Annotated in this window: 14 protein-coding genes and 1 riboswitch; of the genes, 6 read left to right on the forward strand and 8 right to left on the reverse strand. The window is 58.4% G+C overall.

The genetic code is table 11. The features are described from left to right. Positions 1 to 4: 4 nt before the first annotated feature. Together IM304_RS00620 and plsY are read right to left on the reverse strand one after the other, a co-directional pair. Positions 5 to 832, reverse strand: a complete 828-nt coding sequence (locus IM304_RS00620; RefSeq protein WP_193355003.1) for an urease accessory protein UreD — start codon at positions 830 to 832, stop codon at positions 5 to 7. A gap of 691 nt (positions 833 to 1523) precedes the next feature. Then, on the reverse strand, positions 1524 to 2138 hold the full coding sequence (gene plsY / locus IM304_RS00625; RefSeq protein WP_013098765.1) for a glycerol-3-phosphate 1-O-acyltransferase PlsY: 615 nt from the start codon (positions 2136 to 2138) through the stop codon (positions 1524 to 1526). Positions 2139 to 2245: 107 nt separating this feature from the next. Between plsY and folB the strand changes: the two genes are divergently transcribed. After that, positions 2246 to 2614, forward strand: a complete 369-nt coding sequence (gene folB / locus IM304_RS00630; RefSeq protein WP_193355002.1) for a bifunctional dihydroneopterin aldolase/7,8-dihydroneopterin epimerase — start codon at positions 2246 to 2248, stop codon at positions 2612 to 2614. Between the two features lie 105 nt (positions 2615 to 2719). Next, positions 2720 to 3541 carry an undecaprenyl-diphosphate phosphatase gene (bacA, locus tag IM304_RS00635; RefSeq protein ID WP_148418440.1) on the forward strand — a complete coding sequence of 274 codons (822 nt, stop codon included), beginning with the start codon at positions 2720 to 2722 and terminating at the stop codon, positions 3539 to 3541. A gap of 13 nt (positions 3542 to 3554) precedes the next feature. Here bacA and IM304_RS00640 read toward each other — a convergent pair whose 3' ends face one another. Both IM304_RS00640 and IM304_RS00645 read right to left on the reverse strand, forming a co-directional pair. Then, complete coding sequence (locus IM304_RS00640; protein ID WP_193355001.1) at positions 3555 to 4796, reverse strand: multifunctional CCA addition/repair protein; 1242 nt, start codon at positions 4794 to 4796, stop codon at positions 3555 to 3557. A 61-nt stretch (positions 4797 to 4857) separates the two neighbouring features. Continuing rightward, positions 4858 to 5478 (reverse strand): TIGR04211 family SH3 domain-containing protein, encoded by a 621-nt coding sequence (locus tag IM304_RS00645; protein WP_001303390.1) that lies wholly within the window; start codon positions 5476 to 5478, stop codon positions 4858 to 4860. Positions 5479 to 5715: 237 nt separating this feature from the next. On the opposite strand from IM304_RS00645, the gene IM304_RS00650 reads away from it, so the two are divergent. Genes IM304_RS00650 through hldE form a run of 3 tightly spaced genes read left to right on the forward strand, consistent with a single transcriptional unit; the run spans position 5716 to position 11365 of the window. After that, positions 5716 to 7017 carry an inorganic triphosphatase gene (locus tag IM304_RS00650; RefSeq protein ID WP_176609465.1) on the forward strand — a complete coding sequence of 434 codons (1302 nt, stop codon included), beginning with the start codon at positions 5716 to 5718 and terminating at the stop codon, positions 7015 to 7017. A gap of 21 nt (positions 7018 to 7038) precedes the next feature. After that, on the forward strand, positions 7039 to 9894 hold the full coding sequence (gene glnE / locus IM304_RS00655; RefSeq protein ID WP_193355000.1) for a bifunctional [glutamate--ammonia ligase]-adenylyl-L-tyrosine phosphorylase/[glutamate--ammonia-ligase] adenylyltransferase: 2856 nt from the start codon (positions 7039 to 7041) through the stop codon (positions 9892 to 9894). Between the two features lie 40 nt (positions 9895 to 9934). Then, positions 9935 to 11365, forward strand: coding sequence for a bifunctional D-glycero-beta-D-manno-heptose-7-phosphate kinase/D-glycero-beta-D-manno-heptose 1-phosphate adenylyltransferase HldE (gene hldE / locus IM304_RS00660; protein WP_193354999.1), 1431 nt, complete (start codon positions 9935 to 9937; stop codon positions 11363 to 11365). 76 nt (positions 11366 to 11441) lie between these two features. Here hldE and ubiK read toward each other — a convergent pair whose 3' ends face one another. Then, the gene (gene ubiK / locus IM304_RS00665; RefSeq protein WP_148418445.1) at positions 11442 to 11738 is read right to left on the reverse strand and encodes a ubiquinone biosynthesis accessory factor UbiK; all 297 of its coding nucleotides are present in this window, start codon (positions 11736 to 11738) and stop codon (positions 11442 to 11444) included. A 119-nt stretch (positions 11739 to 11857) separates the two neighbouring features. Continuing rightward, positions 11858 to 12008: riboswitch (FMN riboswitch) on the forward strand. A 105-nt stretch (positions 12009 to 12113) separates the two neighbouring features. On the opposite strand from ubiK, the gene ribB reads away from it, so the two are divergent. Beyond that, entirely contained in the window at positions 12114 to 12767 is a 654-nt protein-coding gene (gene ribB, locus IM304_RS00670; RefSeq protein ID WP_148418446.1) for a 3,4-dihydroxy-2-butanone-4-phosphate synthase, read from the forward strand. Positions 12768 to 12811: 44 nt separating this feature from the next. Here the strand turns inward: ribB and IM304_RS00675 are convergent, their stop codons facing one another. From IM304_RS00675 to IM304_RS00685, 3 genes are read right to left on the reverse strand one after another with little or no spacing between them, the layout of a single operon-like run. Next, positions 12812 to 13870 carry a fimbrial protein gene (locus tag IM304_RS00675; RefSeq protein WP_193354998.1) on the reverse strand — a complete coding sequence of 353 codons (1059 nt, stop codon included), beginning with the start codon at positions 13868 to 13870 and terminating at the stop codon, positions 12812 to 12814. Beyond that, the gene (locus IM304_RS00680) at positions 13854 to 14609 is read right to left on the reverse strand and encodes a molecular chaperone (protein ID WP_193354997.1); all 756 of its coding nucleotides are present in this window, start codon (positions 14607 to 14609) and stop codon (positions 13854 to 13856) included. Before IM304_RS00680 ends, IM304_RS00675 begins: the two co-directional genes overlap by 17 nt. A 9-nt stretch (positions 14610 to 14618) precedes the next feature. After that, positions 14619 to 17057 carry a fimbria/pilus outer membrane usher protein gene (locus IM304_RS00685; RefSeq protein ID WP_193354996.1) on the reverse strand — a complete coding sequence of 813 codons (2439 nt, stop codon included), beginning with the start codon at positions 17055 to 17057 and terminating at the stop codon, positions 14619 to 14621. Between the last annotated feature and the right edge of the window lie 40 nt (positions 17058 to 17097).

Consider the following 17097-nt stretch of genomic DNA (forward strand, 5'->3'; position numbering starts at 1 on the left):
TCTCTTATGTCTGCCAGATGCGCGGTGAACAGGCGGTTCTGGCGGTGAGAAGCGGGCGAAGCGACTGCCAGATATCGCGCATCACCCGCTGGCAAATCAGGTTGTCGTGGGAGAGAAAACGCACCGACAGCAGATCGTCGGTGAGCGTTGCGCCCGCAAAATGTTCCAGAGGCGTAAGCCGCTCGCGCACTGCGTCGAGAAGGTCTTCCCTTGCCGGATAGCACAGCAGCGTGCCGACCCACGGATGACCGGCGACGGGGGAGAGATCGCCGCCGCTGAGATGCTGGCGCTCAATCAGCCGTGGCTCGTCATCAATCCATACCTCAAGACGGCTCTCCAGCGTGCCGTGGCTAAAGGTTTCGTTAATCACCGGGCGGCCCAGGCAGTAAAGCTCCCAGGCCAGCAGCGTGCTGGTAGCGCGCAGGTGAAAGACGGAACGCAGCGCGGCATGTGCGCCGGGAAAGATAATGGTGTCCTGCGGCAGCCACTCCAGCGTGGCGTCTTCGTCCAGGTAAAAATGCTGGTTCAGGCGAGCCTGCGGGCCGCTGCTGCGATAGAACTTGCTGGCGCCGGGCATGGTGATAAGCGCGTGGCTTTTGGCGTCCAGGCGCGCGGTGATATCCAGCCTGTCACCGCCCACCACGCCGCCCGGCGGGTGCAGCAGATAGAGATGGCAGGTTTCCCCTTCGGGGTAGAACGGACGCTGAACCGTGAGCGGCCCGACGTGGTGCGCGGCATGGAGGAGGGTTTTCTCAGGCGTGTGGCAAAACCGCAGGTCAAGCGAGGCCTGCCAGCCTTTGTACGAATTATCAGTTACCTGAGTTGCTAACATGGTGCTTCCATTCGCGCGCGCCCGGGAGATACGTTTCAGTATGCCCTGGCGGAAATGAAGGCTGTCATATGAGTCGCTTATGGATGGGGCCTGTATTTTGGGGCTGCGGTGGAAGGGTTCCGTTCACTATGGCTTTTCTGCTTTATGGGTATCCCGCTGCGGTGAACGTGTTAAGGGGGCCACCGCGGCCCCCTTAACAATCCCGGCTCCCGGCAAAGAAAATCGCCGCTGCGCGGTCCCTTCGGCTTATTCCCTCCGGCTATCGGGTCGGGCGCGATCCTACATCCATGTAGGTCACGCCCTCTTGGCGCATCCATGCGCCTCGCCCCGGCCTGCGGTCAACGCCTCAGCGATTTTCAGCCGGATCAGGCGTTTACTCAACCTTCTCAGCAGCGTGAATGTGGCACGGGTGTTGAGTCCCCGCTGAAATCGGCGAACCGGAGACCGGATGACAAGGGCTGGACGCCAGGGATGGCGGCCAGAGGCGAATCGAGACAGGATGTCGAGTTGAGCCGACCGCAGGCAGCGGGTCGTGAGGTGAGCGCAGTGCGAAGCACCGATTTCGTCGCGGGGCCGCGGGGATTGATAAGGGGGCCGCGGTGGCCCCCTTATCACGTTCACGGGTTCCGGAACGTCATATTCTGTTGGTCATAAAGTGAACGGAACAATTCCACTAAAAGTAAATAAAACCCTACCGCGTCTCTCTCTTCTTCCGCTTTAACCGCGCCCAGATTTTCGTCTCCTGACGTCGCCACAGACGCTGAATATTATCGTGATGGCGCAGCAGGATAAGACACGAGAGCATCGACACCGGGAAGGTAAACTGCGGCTTGAACCACCAGACGTAGAACGGGGCAATCAGCGCGCTGACGATGGCGCCCAGCGACGAATAGCCGCTCAGAAGGATGGTCAGCAGCCAGGTACCCGCCATCACGCCGGTGAGGTCCCAGCCGATAGGCGCAATGGCACCAAACGCGGTAGCCACGCCTTTCCCGCCCTTAAAACCAAAGAAAACAGGCCAGATATGGCCAACGCAGGCGGCGATGGCAATCAGCCCCAGCCAGAACGGCGTGACGCCCAGCGCATACGCCCCCCAGACGGGAAGCATCCCTTTCAGAACATCAAAAATCAAAACCGCTACGGCTGCTCCCTTGCCGCCAATTCGTAGTACATTGGTCGCCCCCGGATTCCCGGAACCACTTTCACGCGGGTCAGGTAACCCGGCGATGCGGCAGACCAGAATGGCGCTGGAGATTGAGCCGCAAAGGTAGGCGAGGAGAATCATTCCAGGCGCGATTGCACTCATAACGCTGTTCCGTTTTGAAAATGTATCTGTATTCTCAGCATCTGTGGATAATACGCATAATTCGCCGGAAGTGGTATCCGGTTTAGCCAAAAAGCAGGCAGGTCGTGATGGATATTGTATTTATAGAGCAACTTTCGGTAATCACCACAATTGGTGTTTACGACTGGGAACAGACCATCGAGCAGAAGCTGGTGTTCGATATCGAAATGGGCTGGGATAACCGCAGGTCAGCAAAAAGCGATGATGTGAACGACTGTCTGAGCTACGCCGACATCAGTGAAGCGGTTATCGCGCACGTTGAAGGGCAACGTTTTGCGCTGGTAGAACGAGTGGCGGAAGAGGTGGCCGAACTGCTGCTGACCAAATTCAATTCGCCGTGGGTACGCATTAAGCTGAGCAAGCCGGGCGCGGTGGCGCGCGCGGCCAACGTGGGCGTCATCATCGAGCGTGGCACAAATCTGAAAGGGAAGATTTAACGTCATAATAGCTAAACCATTTTAGATTATACCGGTCTTAAAACCGTGTCTTTCACGTTAGCCGCTGTGGCGAGCGTTTTTTAATATCTTTTTAGGGGTTTATAGATGAGCGATATGCACTCGCTGCTGGTGGCGGCAATACTGGGTGTGGTCGAAGGATTGACGGAATTTTTGCCGGTTTCCAGCACGGGCCATATGATTATCGTTGGCCATCTGCTGGGCTTTGAGGGTGAAACCGCAAAGACGTTTGAGGTGGTGATTCAGCTGGGCTCTATCCTGGCGGTGGTCGTAATGTTCTGGCGTCGTCTGTTTGGCCTGATCGGCATCCACTTCGGGCGTCTGCCGCAGCGTGAAGGAGAGAGCAAAGGCCGCCTGACGCTGATTCATATTCTGCTTGGGATGATCCCGGCGGTGGTGCTGGGGCTGGTGTTCCACGATACCATTAAATCGCTGTTTAACCCGATTAACGTCATGTACGCGCTGGTGGTCGGCGGCTTCCTGCTGATTGCCGCAGAAATGCTGAAGCCAAAAATCCCGCGTGCGGAAGGTCTGGACGATATGACCTATCGCCAGGCCTTTATCATTGGCTGCTTCCAGTGTCTGGCGCTGTGGCCGGGCTTCTCCCGTTCAGGCGCAACGATTTCCGGCGGGATGCTGATGGGCGTAAGCCGTTACGCGGCATCTGAGTTCTCGTTCCTGCTGGCGGTGCCGATGATGATGGGCGCCACCGCGCTGGACCTCTATAAAAGCATTGGCTTCCTGACCGTGGGCGACATTCCGATGTTCGCCGTGGGCTTTATCACCGCCTTTATCGTGGCGCTGATTGCCATCAAAACCTTCCTGCAGCTGATTAAGCGTATCTCGTTCATTCCGTTCGCGATCTACCGCTTTATCGTCGCGGCTGCCGTGTACGTGGTCTTCTTCTGATGACCAACCGCCCTCAGTCTTTCGGCTGAGGGCAACGTTTTTCCTTCCACGCCGCAACCGCGTCAATCCGCCGCTTCGTCAGCTCTGCGCGAATTTCCGGGCCCTTAAACCCTGCTTCTACCACCGCTTTCGTTGGCACCGCCTTAGCCACTTCCCACGCCTCGCGCAGCAAACGCCCCTGCGGATAATCGGACGCTTCAAACCCGGTACGGCCACGCACGTCCGCTTCGCTGGTGAGCGCAATCTGCTCCACGCGCTGCGGCTTGCGCCAGGCGTCGATGTTATCGAACAGCTTCACAATGGTGGCAGGCTTCAGGATCGGGAAGGTGTGGATCAGGTCGTGGAACTCGGCGACCAGCTTCGCCAGGTCGCGGATGTCATTCGGCACGCGCAGGCGCTGGCATAGCCCTTCGACCAGCTTCACGCCTGCCGGGCCATGCCCGTGGTGGCGCGGCCAGAGCGCCTTTGGCGTTAACCCTTTGCCGAGATCGTGACAGAGGGTGGAGAAGCGTACGTCCACCTCAGGACTGAGCATAGCGGCCATGCTGAGCGTCATCAGGGTATGAATACCGGTATCAATTTCCGGGTGCCATTTCGCCGGCGCCGGAACGCCAAACAGCGCGTCTATTTCCGGGAACAGCACCTTCAGCGCCCCGCAGTCGCGCAGCACCTGGAAAAAGACCTGTGGATTGCGGGTGGTCAGGGCATTTTCCGTCTCTTTCCAGACGCGCTCCGGCGTCAGGTGTGCCAGCTCGCCGGCTTCGGTCATGGCCGTCATCAGCGCCATCGTCTCGTCGGCGATGCGGAAGCTGAGATGGGCATAACGGGCGGCGAAACGCGCGACGCGCAGCACGCGAAGCGGATCTTCCGAAAAGGCAGGGGAAATATGGCGTAAAAGACGATCGCGCAGATCGTTCTGGCCGCCGTAGGCGTCGATGATATGGCCGTTTTCGTCCTGAGCCAGGGCGTTAATGGTGAGATCGCGGCGCAGTAAATCCTGCTCCAGCGTGACGTCCGGGGCGGCGTAACAGGTGAAGCCGGTATAGCCGGAACCCGATTTTCGTTCAGTACGCGCCAGGGCGTACTCTTCCCGGCTTTTCGGGTGCAGAAACACGGGAAAATCGCGGCCTACCTGCTGGTAGCCCGCGTCAATCATCGCTTCGGGCGTGGCACCGACCACCACCCAGTCTTTATCTTTGACCGGCAGACCTAACAACGCATCACGTACCGCACCACCGACCAGATAACTCTTCACGCACCACTCTCCCGTTTTTTCTTGTCGCAAGATAATACGTAAGTGTGGCAGAGAAGACGAGTTAGTTCATCCAGCGGTCTTTACGCTTGCGGCTTGGGATGAGGTGAGGAAGCACCAGACCCAGCACCAGGCCTACGCCCAGCACGCCGCCGCCATACATAAACCACTGCATGATGATGGTACGCTGTTTGTCATCAAGCTGAAGATTGGCGGCGTTGACTTTCTTCTGCGCGACAATCAGTTCGTTTTTCAGCTTCTGGTTTTCGTCCTTCAGACCGGCGATCACGCTGTCGCTTTGCGCCACCTTCTGCTGCATCTCCGCGGTGCGCTGGTTCCAGGTGCCGTCAATGTTGTTCAGCTTATCGGTCAGGGTTTTCACCTGATTTTCCAGATCCGGCACGCGGGTGCGCAGGCTTGGTACCGTGCTCAGCTCCTTCAGCGGGATCCAGGAGGTGCGGCCAGAGCTGTCACGAACCTGACCGTAATTGGTGTCTGCATTCGTTTGCAGCAGAGTTACTTCCTCGCCGGCATTTACCGTACCCACGAGGCGATAATTGTCTCCGGGGCCGCTGCGTACCCAGGTGTTCAGTTCATCAGAAACGTAACGTTTCTCTTCAGCGTGGACCGCGGTTGCGGCGCTAAAAGCGAGTAAAGTAAGTCCAATCAGGCGTAATTTAAGCATATCAGTCGTTATTTTCATAAAAAGTGGAACGATAGTAGTGGTATCAGTGTCGCTACGCAAAGGATTCATCATCAATCGGAATCATCTGTGTCATGATTTCCACCGCTTTTAACTTTTACGCCCGTCAAATTGCTCATTGCGTGGCAATTTGGCGCAAAATACTATGTACTGACAAACAAATGGCGAGGAAGTTCGCCCTCATCGACGCGTCTGTGACGCACGCAAAAGTACAAGGCTATGGCACAAGAGATCGAATTAAAGTTTATCGTCGAAAAAGAGAGCGCTGACGCGCTTCGCCAGCATCTGAATACGCTGTCCGGCGAGCACCATGAACCCGTACAGCTGCTCAACATCTATTACGAAACGCCGGACAGCTGGCTGCGTAACCACGATATGGGCCTGCGCATCCGCGGCGCGAACGGGCGCTACGAGATGACGATGAAAATTGCCGGTCGCGTGGTGGGCGGTTTGCACCAGCGCCCGGAATACAATATCGATATCAGTAAGCCAGAACTTGAGCTGGAACGTTTTCCGGCGGAAGTCTGGCCGGAAGGCACGCTGCCCGCAACGCTGTCGGCAGAGGTAAAACCGCTGTTCAGCACCGATTTCTGGCGCGAGAAATGGCTGGTGACGGAAGGCAAAAGCCGCATTGAAATCGCGTTTGACCGGGGTGAGGTTAAGGCTGGCGAAGAGCAGGAGCCCATCTGCGAGCTGGAGCTTGAACTGCTGGAGGGTGAGGCGAGCGACGTGCTGAAGCTGGCGCGTAAGCTGGTGAACCAGCCGGGCTTACGCCAGGGCAGCCTGAGCAAAGCGGCGCGCGGCTATCATCTCGCTGCCGGGAATGCACCCCGCGTGCTGCGAGAAACCCCCATTCTGCGCGTTGTGCCGAAAGCCTCCGTTGAGCAGGGCATGGAAGCGGCGCTGGAGCTGGCGCTCTCCCAGTGGCAGTACCACGAGGAGCTGTGGGCGCGTAACGTGAAAAATGCCAAAAAACAGGTGCTGGCCGCCATCGGCCTGGTGCGTCATACCCTGACGCTGTTCGGCGGTATCGTGCCGCGTAAAGCCAGCGCTCATTTGCGTGATTTGCTGACCCAGACCGAAACGCTGATGCTTTCCGACGTATCGGCACAAACGGCGATCTACAGCCCGCAAAACGCCAGCGCAAAACTGGCGCTGACCGAGTTTCTGGTGACCCGCGGCTGGCGCACTTTCCTTGATGCGAAAGGGCAGACCAAAATCGCGGAAAACTTCAAACGCTTTGCGGATATCCATCTTTCCCGCCACGCCGCCGAGCTGAGAACGACCTTCGCGCATCCGCTGGGCGACCAGTATGGCGACCAGCTTCCCCGCCTTGCGCGCAACATCGACAGCATGCTGCTGTTGTCCGGCGCGTATGAGGGCGTAAAAGCGCAGGCCTGGCTGGAGAACTGGCAGGGGCTGAAGCATGCCATCGAGACCCGTCAGCAGATTGAGATCGAGCATTTCCGCAACGAGGCCATTTCGCAGGATCCGTACTGGCTGCACAGCGGAAAACGTTAATTCTGGCAAGGAACCCCTGATATGCCGCTTTCTTCGCAGTTACAGCAGCACTGGCAGACCGTTTGCGAACGCCTGCCCGAGTCGTTACCCGCGTCATCGTTAAGCGAGCAGGCGAAAAGCGTGCTCACGTTCAGTGATTTTGTGCAGGAGAGCGTCAGCGCCAACCCGGACTGGCTGGCAGAGCTGGAAAGCGCGCCGCCGCAGGCTGACGAGTGGCGGCATTATGCTGGCTGGCTGCAGGCCGCGCTGGCAGAGGTGGCGGATGAAGCCACGCTGATGCGCGTTCTGCGTCAGTTCCGCCGCCGGGTGATGGTGCGCATTGCCTGGGCGCAGGCGCTGGAGCTGGTGAGCGAAGAGAGCACCTTGCAGCAGTTGAGCGAGCTGGCGCAGACGCTGATTATCGCCGCGCGGGACTGGCTCTACGCCGCCTGCTGTAAAGAGTGGGGCACGCCGTGCAGCGAAGAAGGGGTTCCGCAGCCGCTGTTGATTCTCGGGATGGGGAAGCTGGGCGGCTGCGAGCTGAACTTCTCTTCGGATATCGACCTGATTTTTGCCTGGCCGGAGAACGGCTCCACGCGCGGCGGTCGCCGCGAGCTGGACAACGCCCAGTTCTTCACCCGGCTGGGGCAACGGCTGATTAAGGCGCTGGATCAGCCCACGCAGGACGGCTTTGTCTACCGCGTGGACATGCGCCTGCGCCCGTTTGGCGACAGCGGTCCGCTGGTGCTGAGCTTTGCCGCGCTGGAGGATTATTACCAGGAGCAGGGCCGCGACTGGGAGCGCTACGCGATGGTGAAAGCGCGGATCATGGGCGACAGCGATGACGCTTACGCCAACGAGCTGCGCGCCATGCTTCGCCCGTTCGTATTCCGCCGCTACATCGACTTCAGCGTGATCCAGTCCCTGCGAAACATGAAAGGGATGATTGCCCGCGAGGTGCGCCGACGTGGCCTGAAGGACAACATCAAGCTCGGCGCAGGCGGTATTCGTGAAATCGAATTTATCGTGCAGGTCTTCCAGCTGATACGCGGCGGGCGTGAGCCCTCTTTGCAGTCCCGCTCGCTGCTGCCGACGCTGAGCGCTATCGAGCGGCTGCATCTGCTGCCGGAAGGCGACGCGCAAACGCTTCGTGAGTCTTACCTGTTCCTGCGTCGTCTGGAAAATCTGCTGCAAAGCATCAACGACGAACAGACCCAGACGTTACCGGGCGATGAGCTGAACCGGGCGCGTCTGGCCTGGGGCATGCGCGTGGAGGACTGGGCAACGCTGATCGAAAAGCTGGACGCCCACATGGCGGGCGTGCGCCGTATCTTTAACGATCTGATCGGCGATGACGAAAGCGAATCGCAGGACGACGCGCTCTCCGAACACTGGCGCGAGCTGTGGCAGGACGCGCTCCAGGAAGATGACACCACGCCGGTGCTGGCGCACCTAAGCGACGATGCCCGTCATCGCGTGGTGGCGTTAATCGCCGACTTCCGCCTCGAACTGAACAAGCGCGCCATTGGCCCGCGCGGTCGTCAGGTGCTGGATCACCTGATGCCGCATCTGCTGAGCGACGTCTGCTCCCGCGAGGATGCGCCGGTACCGCTGTCGCGCATGATGCCGCTCCTGAGTGGGATCGTCACGCGTACCACCTACCTTGAGCTGCTGAGCGAGTTTCCCGCCGCGCTCAAGCACCTGATTTCCCTCTGCGCCGCCTCGCCGATGGTGGCCAACAAGCTGGCGCGATATCCGCTGCTGCTGGACGAGCTGCTCGATCCAAATACGCTGTATCAGCCGACGGCGACGGACGCCTACCGCGACGAGCTGCGCCAGTATCTGCTGCGCGTGCCGGAGGAGGACGAAGAGCAGCAGCTTGAGGCGCTGCGTCAGTTCAAGCAGGCGCAGATGCTGCGCGTGGCGGCGGCAGATATCGCCGGTACGCTGCCGGTGATGAAAGTGAGCGATCACTTAACCTGGCTGGCGGAGGCGATCATAGACGCGGTGGTTCACCAGGCGTGGGTGCAGATGGTGGCCCGCTACGGCCAGCCGAAGCACCTTGCTGACCGCGAGGGGCGCGGTTTTGCGGTGGTGGGTTACGGAAAGCTGGGCGGATGGGAGCTGGGCTACAGCTCCGATCTGGATTTGATTTTCCTGCACGACTGTCCGGCAGACGTGATGACCGACGGCGAGCGCGAAATCGACGGGCGGCAGTTCTACCTGCGCCTGGCCCAGCGCATTATGCACCTGTTCAGCACCCGCACCTCGTCCGGCATTCTGTATGAAGTGGATGCGCGCCTGCGCCCGTCCGGCGCGGCAGGCATGCTGGTCACCTCGACGGACGCTTTTGCCGACTATCAGAAGAACGAAGCCTGGACGTGGGAGCATCAGGCGCTGGTGCGCGCCCGCGTGGTGTACGGCGATCCGCAGCTCAAAACGCAGTTTGATGCAATTCGCAAGACGGTCATGACGACCCCGCGCGAGGGCAGCACGCTGCAAACCGAAGTGCGGGAGATGCGTGAGAAGATGCGCGCGCACCTTGGCAACAAACATCGCGATCGCTTTGATATCAAAGCCGATGAAGGCGGTATTACCGATATTGAATTTATCACGCAGTACCTGGTGCTGCTGCACGCGCACGATAAGCCGAAGCTGACCCGCTGGTCGGATAACGTGCGCATTCTGGAACTGCTGGCGCAAAACGACATCATGGACGAGCAGGAGGCGCAGGCCCTAACCCGCGCCTACACCACGCTGCGCGACGAGCTGCACCACCTGGCGCTGCAGGAGCAGCCGGGCCATGTGGCGCTGGACTGTTTCGCCGAAGAACGCGCGCAGGTGACCGCCAGCTGGCAGAAGTGGCTGGTGGAACCGTGCGTAACAAAACAAGTGTGATATTATCGCGCGCAAATTGTGAATCTTTCTGGAGTCAGGAATGAAAGTAACACTGCCAGAGTTTGAACGTGCTGGGGTTATGGTTGTCGGTGATGTGATGCTGGATCGCTACTGGTATGGGCCGACCAGCCGTATCTCACCGGAAGCGCCGGTGCCGGTGGTTAAGGTCGATACCATTGAAGAGCGTCCGGGCGGCGCGGCAAACGTGGCGATGAACATTGCCTCTCTGGGCGCGCAGTCGCGTCTGGTGGGCCTGACCGGCATCGACGATGCGGCGCGCGCGCTGAGCCAGTCGCTGGCGGACGTGAACGTGAAGTGCGACTTCGTTTCGGTTCCGACGCACCCGACCATCACCAAGCTGCGCGTGCTGTCGCGTAACCAGCAGCTGATCCGCCTCGACTTCGAAGAAGGTTTCGAGGGCGTCGATCCTGAGCCGCTGCACGAGCGCATCAGCCAGGCGCTGGGCCATATCGGTGCGCTGGTGCTGTCAGACTATGCCAAAGGCGCGCTGGCCAGCGTGCAGACGATGATCCAGCTGGCGCGTAAAGCCGGCGTGCCCGTACTGATCGACCCTAAAGGCACCGACTTTGAGCGCTATCGCGGCGCAACGCTGCTGACGCCAAACCTCTCCGAGTTTGAAGCGGTGGCGGGCAAGTGCAAAACCGAGGAAGAGCTGGTTGAGCGCGGGATGAAGATTATCGCTGACTTTGAGCTGTCCGCGCTGCTGGTGACCCGCTCCGAGCAGGGCATGACGCTGCTCCAGCCGGGCAAAGCGCCGCTGCATATGCCAACCCAGGCGCAGGAAGTGTACGACGTGACCGGTGCCGGTGACACGGTGATCGGCGTGCTGGCGGCGACGCTGGCCGCGGGCAACTCTCTGGAAGAAGCGTGCTACTTCGCGAACGCCGCGGCGGGCGTGGTGGTTGGCAAGCTCGGGACCTCTACCGTTTCGCCAATCGAGCTGGAAAACGCGGTGCGCGGCCGTGCCGATACCGGCTTTGGCGTCATGACCGAAGAAGAGCTGAAGGTGGCCGTTGCCGCCGCGCGTAAACGCGGTGAAAAAGTGGTGATGACCAACGGCGTATTCGACATTCTGCACGCGGGCCACGTCTCTTATCTGGCGAACGCGCGCAAGCTGGGCGATCGCCTGATCGTGGCGGTTAACAGCGATGCCTCAACCAAACGCCTGAAAGGCGAAACGCGTCCGGTGAACCCGCTGGAGCAGCGCATGATTGTGCTTGGCGCGCTGGAAGCGGTGGACTGGGTTGTGCCGTTTGAAGAAGACACGCCGCAGCGCCTGATTGCCGGGATCCTGCCAGACCTGCTGGTAAAAGGTGGGGATTACAAACCAGAGCAAATTGCGGGGAGCGAAGAGGTCTGGGCAAACGGCGGTGAGGTGATGGTGCTCAACTTTGAGGACGGGTGTTCAACAACCAACATCATCAAAAAGATCCAGAAAGACAGCCAGTAAAAAACGGGCCGGTTGGCCCGTTTTTTTTCACCCTCTCCCCGTGGGAGAGGGCTGGGGTGAGGGCATCAGGCCGCACTTACTCCTGGTCATCCACCGGTGGAATGGCCGGTGCCGGCTTCACTTCTTCCGGCGAATTACGGTTTTCCAGCTCGCTCAGACGCTGTTCCAGCAGCGCCAGCTTCTCACGGGTGCGCAGCAGAACCTGGGTCTGCACGTCAAACTCTTCACGGCTGACTAAATCAAGGCGAACCAGCTGCGCCTGCAGCGTCTGGCGGATTTTCTTCTCAACGTCATCACCAAATTCACGAATGCCTTTCGGCATGGACTCATGAACCTGACGCGCGATCTGCTCAATTTTCTTTGGGTCAATCATAATGGCTTCCCTTGATAAGTCGGTGTTGATGAACATTGTAGCGCGTCCTGCCCGGGGTAAACAAAATTGTTTGAAGCTTATGCATTGCCCAGGTTAATCAATAGCGTTATAGTTATCTCGCTTATTCTCAGGGCGGGGCGAAATTCCCCACCGGCGGTAAATCAGCGTGACGCTGAAAGCCCGCGAGCGCTTTGGGTGAACACTCAAAGGTCAGCAGATCCGGTGTAATTCCGGGGCCGACGGTTAAAGTCCGGATGGGAGAGAGTAACGATCCAGTCGGGCATGGCCCGCTCACGTTATTTTTTTGCCGCTTGTACGGCGCTCCTAAGACTGCCCTGATTCTGGTAACCATATTGTTAATGAGGTTTTTTTACCATGAATCAGACGCTACTTTCCTCTTTTGGCACTTCAACTGAACGTGTTGAACACGCACTGGATGCACTGCGCGAAGGCCGCGGTGTGATGGTGCTTGACGATGAACACCGTGAAAACGAAGGCGACATGATTTTTGCCGCCGAAAACATGACCGTTGAGCAGATGGCGCTGACCATCCGTCACGGTAGCGGCATCGTATGCCTGTGTATTACCGAAGACCGTCGCCAGCAGCTCGATCTGCCGATGATGGTCGAAAACAACACCAGCGCCTTTGGTACCGGCTTTACCGTGACCATTGAAGCCGCGCACGGCGTGACCACCGGCGTGTCGGCGGCTGACCGTCTGACTACCGTACGTGCAGCGATCGCCGATGGGGCGAAACCCTCCGACCTGCACCGCCCGGGCCACGTCTTCCCGCTGCGCGCGCAGCCGGGCGGCGTGCTTACCCGTGGTGGCCATACTGAAGCGACCATCGATCTGGTGACGCTGGCTGGCTTCAAGCCGGCGGGCGTGCTGTGCGAGCTGACCAACGATGATGGCACCATGGCGCGCGCGCCGGAGTGCATCACCTTTGCGCGTCTGCACAATATGCCGGTGGTGACGATTGAAGATCTGGTGGAGTATCGCCAGGCGCACGAGCGCAAAGCCAGCTGAAATTGCTGATGTAAAAAAGCCGGGGAAACCCGGCTTTTTTGTTTTTAGTGGTAGTTAATTTTGAACAGCACGACGGTTTCAAACGGGCCTGATTCAATGCGCGAGCCTTCGGCATGAGAAAGCTCAGCGGTGTAGTGCGTCTCAAAATGCAGCACTGAGCCGGTGAAATCGGCATATTCGTCATACTGGTTAAAGGCGTAGGGTTGCGTGCCGTTGAGAATACGCAGCTTTAAGCCGTTGCCGATCAGCAGCGCGGTATCGTTGGCCGTGAGTTCGTTATCGGTATAGAACGACGAGTCGATCTTAAAGCCGTCTGAACACTGCGCGTCCTGCATTTTGCTGGTTTTAACCGTGAACGTTCGCGTACGCGTTCCCTTGTTCACAATGTCGCGCGCGCTGAAGGTGCCAAAATCAATCTCCTGATTTTCAGGATAAATGCTGAACGTTGCCCCGCAGTCCAGAACCTTGATATTTTCCAGCCCGTTGATGTGGTATTTGAGGTTTTTCGCATCCCAAAGGGCATTTACGCCGCCTTTGCCGTCAAACTGCACGACGATATAATCCCCGAGAGTGCTGACGTAACCCTGAGGCGGTATCGCTTTGAGCTTAACGTAGAGCCTGAAGCGCGCTGCAAAGGTGCGTGAGGTATGGACGTCCGACGCGTTTCCTGAACAGATGTTCTTCTCCCAGCCCATCGCCTTAAGCTGTTCAGCTGAGTATTTGCTCAGGCTATTGTTATCCAGACACTGGCCGGTATCCACGCCGAAGGTGTGTCCGGTGGCATCGTAATCTGCCCCCTCGTAGGTGACGCCCAGCTCATAGTAAGGATCTGATACCGACGGGTAAGGGTTCACCCAGGCGAACACGTTTTCGTTCTCATGGTTTGAGGCGGTATTCCTGTCGCAGAAAACCGGGATCTTTATGTCGCTGGATTCCCAGATTTTTTGCCCGATCTTAGCGTTGCTGGGGATCGAAAATTCCGACACCGTTTTGGTTTGCTCGACCGGGCCGTTTTGCGTGCCCAGGTAACAGTTCAGGGCCAGGGCATGCTTAAGCGGCAACATCACCAGCAGCAGAAAGAAAAGCTTAACGGGATGTCGCATGTTGCCCTGCCTTGCGCGGCGTCAGCGCGCACCGGGTTGACCGTGAACAGGTCAGATCGACCTTGCGTAGCGCACCGTAATCATCAATGTAACCAATGCTGTAGCCGCTCCCTTCCGGTTCACTTAGCGTGAGGGTGCGGGTGTCGAATGGGCTAATCATCAGGCTATCGAATCCCGGGAGCATGGTTTTTCCGTTGTTGCTCAGCCAGGCCAGGGTGATGAAATAGGGCGTGGGGTTTTTCAGCGTCATGGTTTTGCCCGCCACAGACACCGCCAGCCGCATTTCCGCATCGTCTCCCGCCTTCTTGCGGATGGCTTCCGGTCGCCAGAACAGCTTGATGCGGCTCTGCATGGCCACCTGCATGACGCTGCGCGCTTCTTTCGGGCTTGCGCTTTTTGGCGGAACCTCACGCAGGTTGAAAAAGAACAGGGTCTCGCGATCGCCGGGAAGCTGCTGCGTCGCGGGCTGCCTGACGATCCGCACCTGTGACGACGTGCCGGGCTCAAGGCGCTGGATGGGCGGCAGGGCCATAAAATGGCTGTCTTCTTTGCGTCCGTCCGCATCCTCCACCCAGGCGAGGGCAAGGTAGGGGAGCGATTTGCTCTGGTTCTCGATGGTCACACTGCTGGCCTTATCGCTTTCCGGGAAAACAATGCGCGTCCGATCGAGGTTAACGGCGGCGTGCGAGAAGCCGAAGCTGCAAATATAAAGTGCTGCAAATAACGTTTTTGATTTCATAGTGATAACTTACTGGCAGGGCAGGATGAGCTGCGTAACGTTTTCCAGGGTGGCTGGCAGGGAGAAATGGCACCGCTGGCTATCTCCCCACGTAACCGTAAAGTGTTGTCCGGCTTTTACCGCGCCCAGCCAGATATGTCCGTCCTGCGCGACAATCCCCATCTCCTGCCCGGAATCACGCTGACGAACCAGCGCACCAAGCGGCGGCGCGCCGGTAGCGGTGTGCAATACCCCAACCACGTCCTGCCCCTGGCGGGTGGCAATCATTCGATAGCCTATTGCCCCCTCGGTCCAGGCAGAGCGGAGCACGCGGTTATCAACGTCTACGCCCTCCGGCAGGCTGTTCAGATTGACCTGCACGCTGGCGGGTATATAGCTGGAAAAGGCGGGCAGCACGCCGATGCCAAACGCATTTGTGGTATCGCGTGACTGGTTTAGCGGGATGTTGCCGATACCTTCCGTACTGACCATCACGCGCGGCTCGTTGCCATAGCTTCGTCGGTGAAAGGCCGCTCCCTGAGCGGTTGCGGTGAACGAACCGTTCCAGCTTGCACTGACCGAACGGTATTCACTGGCCTTATAGCTGCCTGAAAGGTTCAGGTCACCCGTTCCGGCATAATGCTGGTAGTTAGCGCTCACTTGCGCACCGGCATCGGGTGCTTCACTCTCTGTTCCTGCGGAAATTCCCCAAGTGTTGTTCCTGTCAGAGGAGTCATACCAGGAGAGCGTCTGGCGCAAGCTGTCGCTGTGCCGCACGTCGTAATTAAGACGATGATCCGAATCGAGAGGAACGCTGAGCGAAACGTAGATCTGCGTATCATCGCTTTGATCCGGGTAGTGCGTTTTACTCCACGAGGCCGTTACGCCAAGGTTTTTCCAGCTGCCAAGATCGAAGTTATAGCCTGCCGTCAGGGTGCCCGTCGTGGACGCTTCTCTGTCCCACCAGGTCTGGCGCAGCATGCCGAGGTAGAGGTTAAGCGACAGGGCAGGAATATACTGGCTGGCGGTGATGCTGAAGGTCTGCTTCTCCGTTTCTGCGTCGTCCTGGTCTTGTTCAAGATAGCGGGCGTAGCTGAGATAGCGGCTGTCGGAATAGCGGTAGCTGGCAAGCGTAAGCTGGCTGCCGGTGGTATCGAAGCGTTTGCTGTAATTGATTCGGTAACTGTATCCGGTCCGCTTATCCTCCCCGAGCCGCCGGCTGGTGGCCTGGGTGACATCTAACGACAGCGCTCCAAGCCAGTCCATGTTTTGCCCTATACCCGCCGCCAGCGCGCGATAGTCATTGCCGCTGTTGAGTAAGCCGCCGTAAAGAGACGTCCGGGAAAGCATACCCCAGGAGAATTCGCTGCTTAAAAAAGCCTCGCTTTCTACGCTGTGCGAGCTGTCCTGACGGGCTTTCCCGCCCGCCACCTTATAGCGAACCTGGCCTTTACGCGTCAGGAAAGAGACCGAAGCGGCTGAAACCTGAAAGGTGCTAAAGCGGCCGTCTTCTTCAGTGACGTCGACGTCGAGGGTACCCTGCACCGATTGGTTAAGATCCTGGATAACGAACGGGCCGGGTGGGACCCTGGTCTGGTAGATGATCCTGCCAGCCTGGCTGACCGTCACGGTCGCGTTGGTTTGCGCGATACCGGATACCTGCGGCGCATAGCCGCGCAGTGACCAGGGCAGCATACGTTCGTCGCTAATAAGCGAGGCGCCCGTATAGGAAAAACTATCGAAAATATCGGACTGGAAATCAGATTCACCCAGCGTCAGCTTTGATCCGAGCGTGGGTAGCGGACGAAAAAGGTAAGCGCGGGATAAGCGCCCCTCGCTCTGCGAGCCATCATCCGTTCTGTTGAACGCGTACTGGTAATCCCCGCGCAGGCGCCAGGCGCCCAGGTTAGCCCCGGCAGTACCGTAGGTGTTGAGGCTATCGCTGGCCGTACCCTCGTCAGGCTGGTAGCGGCTGGCAAAAAGGTTGTAATCCAGCAGCACGCCGGAGACGCCGTTGTCCCAGGTGGCTGGCGGCATCCAGTTGGTGGCGCGATACTGTAGCCAGGCCTGAGGCAGGGTTATCTCCAGCGTTTGGGTTGCCTGGATAAACGCGAAGTGAACCTGTGATAAGCCGCTAAAATCGACGCAGCCTGCTTTATCAGGTAGCGTACTGCGGATCTTGTCGTCCAGGCCGAAGGTATCTGCCAGCGCTGCCGGAATACACGCTTCTGTGGTTTCGCCTTTACGCCTCCAGGCTAATTGCCAGCCGTTCGCAAGGGGCGTGTTATTTACCGAAACAGTAACAAAATAGTTTCCCGGTGCGACGTGGTTCTTATCTTTAAACTGTGAAATATCAATATTACCGCGCTGGTCTTTATCGATTGCGTTAATGTTAAACTCAACGGCGAGCAGAGGGGAGGAGATAAGAAAGCCTGCGATGATCATTCCGGGTGAACTGTATTTCATCATTCAGCTCTCAAATAAAATAACGTCAATGGCTGGCAAATAT

The organism is Enterobacter cloacae complex sp. P40C2, assembly GCF_014930695.1.
Lineage (GTDB): Bacteria > Pseudomonadota > Gammaproteobacteria > Enterobacterales > Enterobacteriaceae > Enterobacter > Enterobacter pasteurii.

Bases quoted from the DNA above. Each gene is read 5' to 3' on its own strand.
- IM304_RS00620 (WP_193355003.1), bottom strand. From the start codon at position 832: ATGTTAGCAACTCAGGTAACTGATAATTCGTACAAAGGCTGGCAGGCC.
- plsY (WP_013098765.1), bottom strand. From the start codon at position 2,138: ATGAGTGCAATCGCGCCTGGAATGATTCTCCTCGCCTACCTTTGCGGC.
- folB (WP_193355002.1), top strand. From the start codon at position 2,246: ATGGATATTGTATTTATAGAGCAACTTTCGGTAATCACCACAATTGGT.
- bacA (WP_148418440.1), top strand. From the start codon at position 2,720: ATGAGCGATATGCACTCGCTGCTGGTGGCGGCAATACTGGGTGTGGTC.
- IM304_RS00645 (WP_001303390.1), bottom strand. From the start codon at position 5,478: ATGCTTAAATTACGCCTGATTGGACTTACTTTACTCGCTTTTAGCGCC.
- IM304_RS00650 (WP_176609465.1), top strand. From the start codon at position 5,716: ATGGCACAAGAGATCGAATTAAAGTTTATCGTCGAAAAAGAGAGCGCT.
- glnE (WP_193355000.1), top strand. From the start codon at position 7,039: ATGCCGCTTTCTTCGCAGTTACAGCAGCACTGGCAGACCGTTTGCGAA.
- hldE (WP_193354999.1), top strand. From the start codon at position 9,935: ATGAAAGTAACACTGCCAGAGTTTGAACGTGCTGGGGTTATGGTTGTC.
- ubiK (WP_148418445.1), bottom strand. From the start codon at position 11,738: ATGATTGACCCAAAGAAAATTGAGCAGATCGCGCGTCAGGTTCATGAG.
- ribB (WP_148418446.1), top strand. From the start codon at position 12,114: ATGAATCAGACGCTACTTTCCTCTTTTGGCACTTCAACTGAACGTGTT.
- IM304_RS00675 (WP_193354998.1), bottom strand. From the start codon at position 13,870: ATGCGACATCCCGTTAAGCTTTTCTTTCTGCTGCTGGTGATGTTGCCG.
- IM304_RS00680 (WP_193354997.1), bottom strand. From the start codon at position 14,609: ATGAAATCAAAAACGTTATTTGCAGCACTTTATATTTGCAGCTTCGGC.
- IM304_RS00685 (WP_193354996.1), bottom strand. From the start codon at position 17,057: ATGATGAAATACAGTTCACCCGGAATGATCATCGCAGGCTTTCTTATC.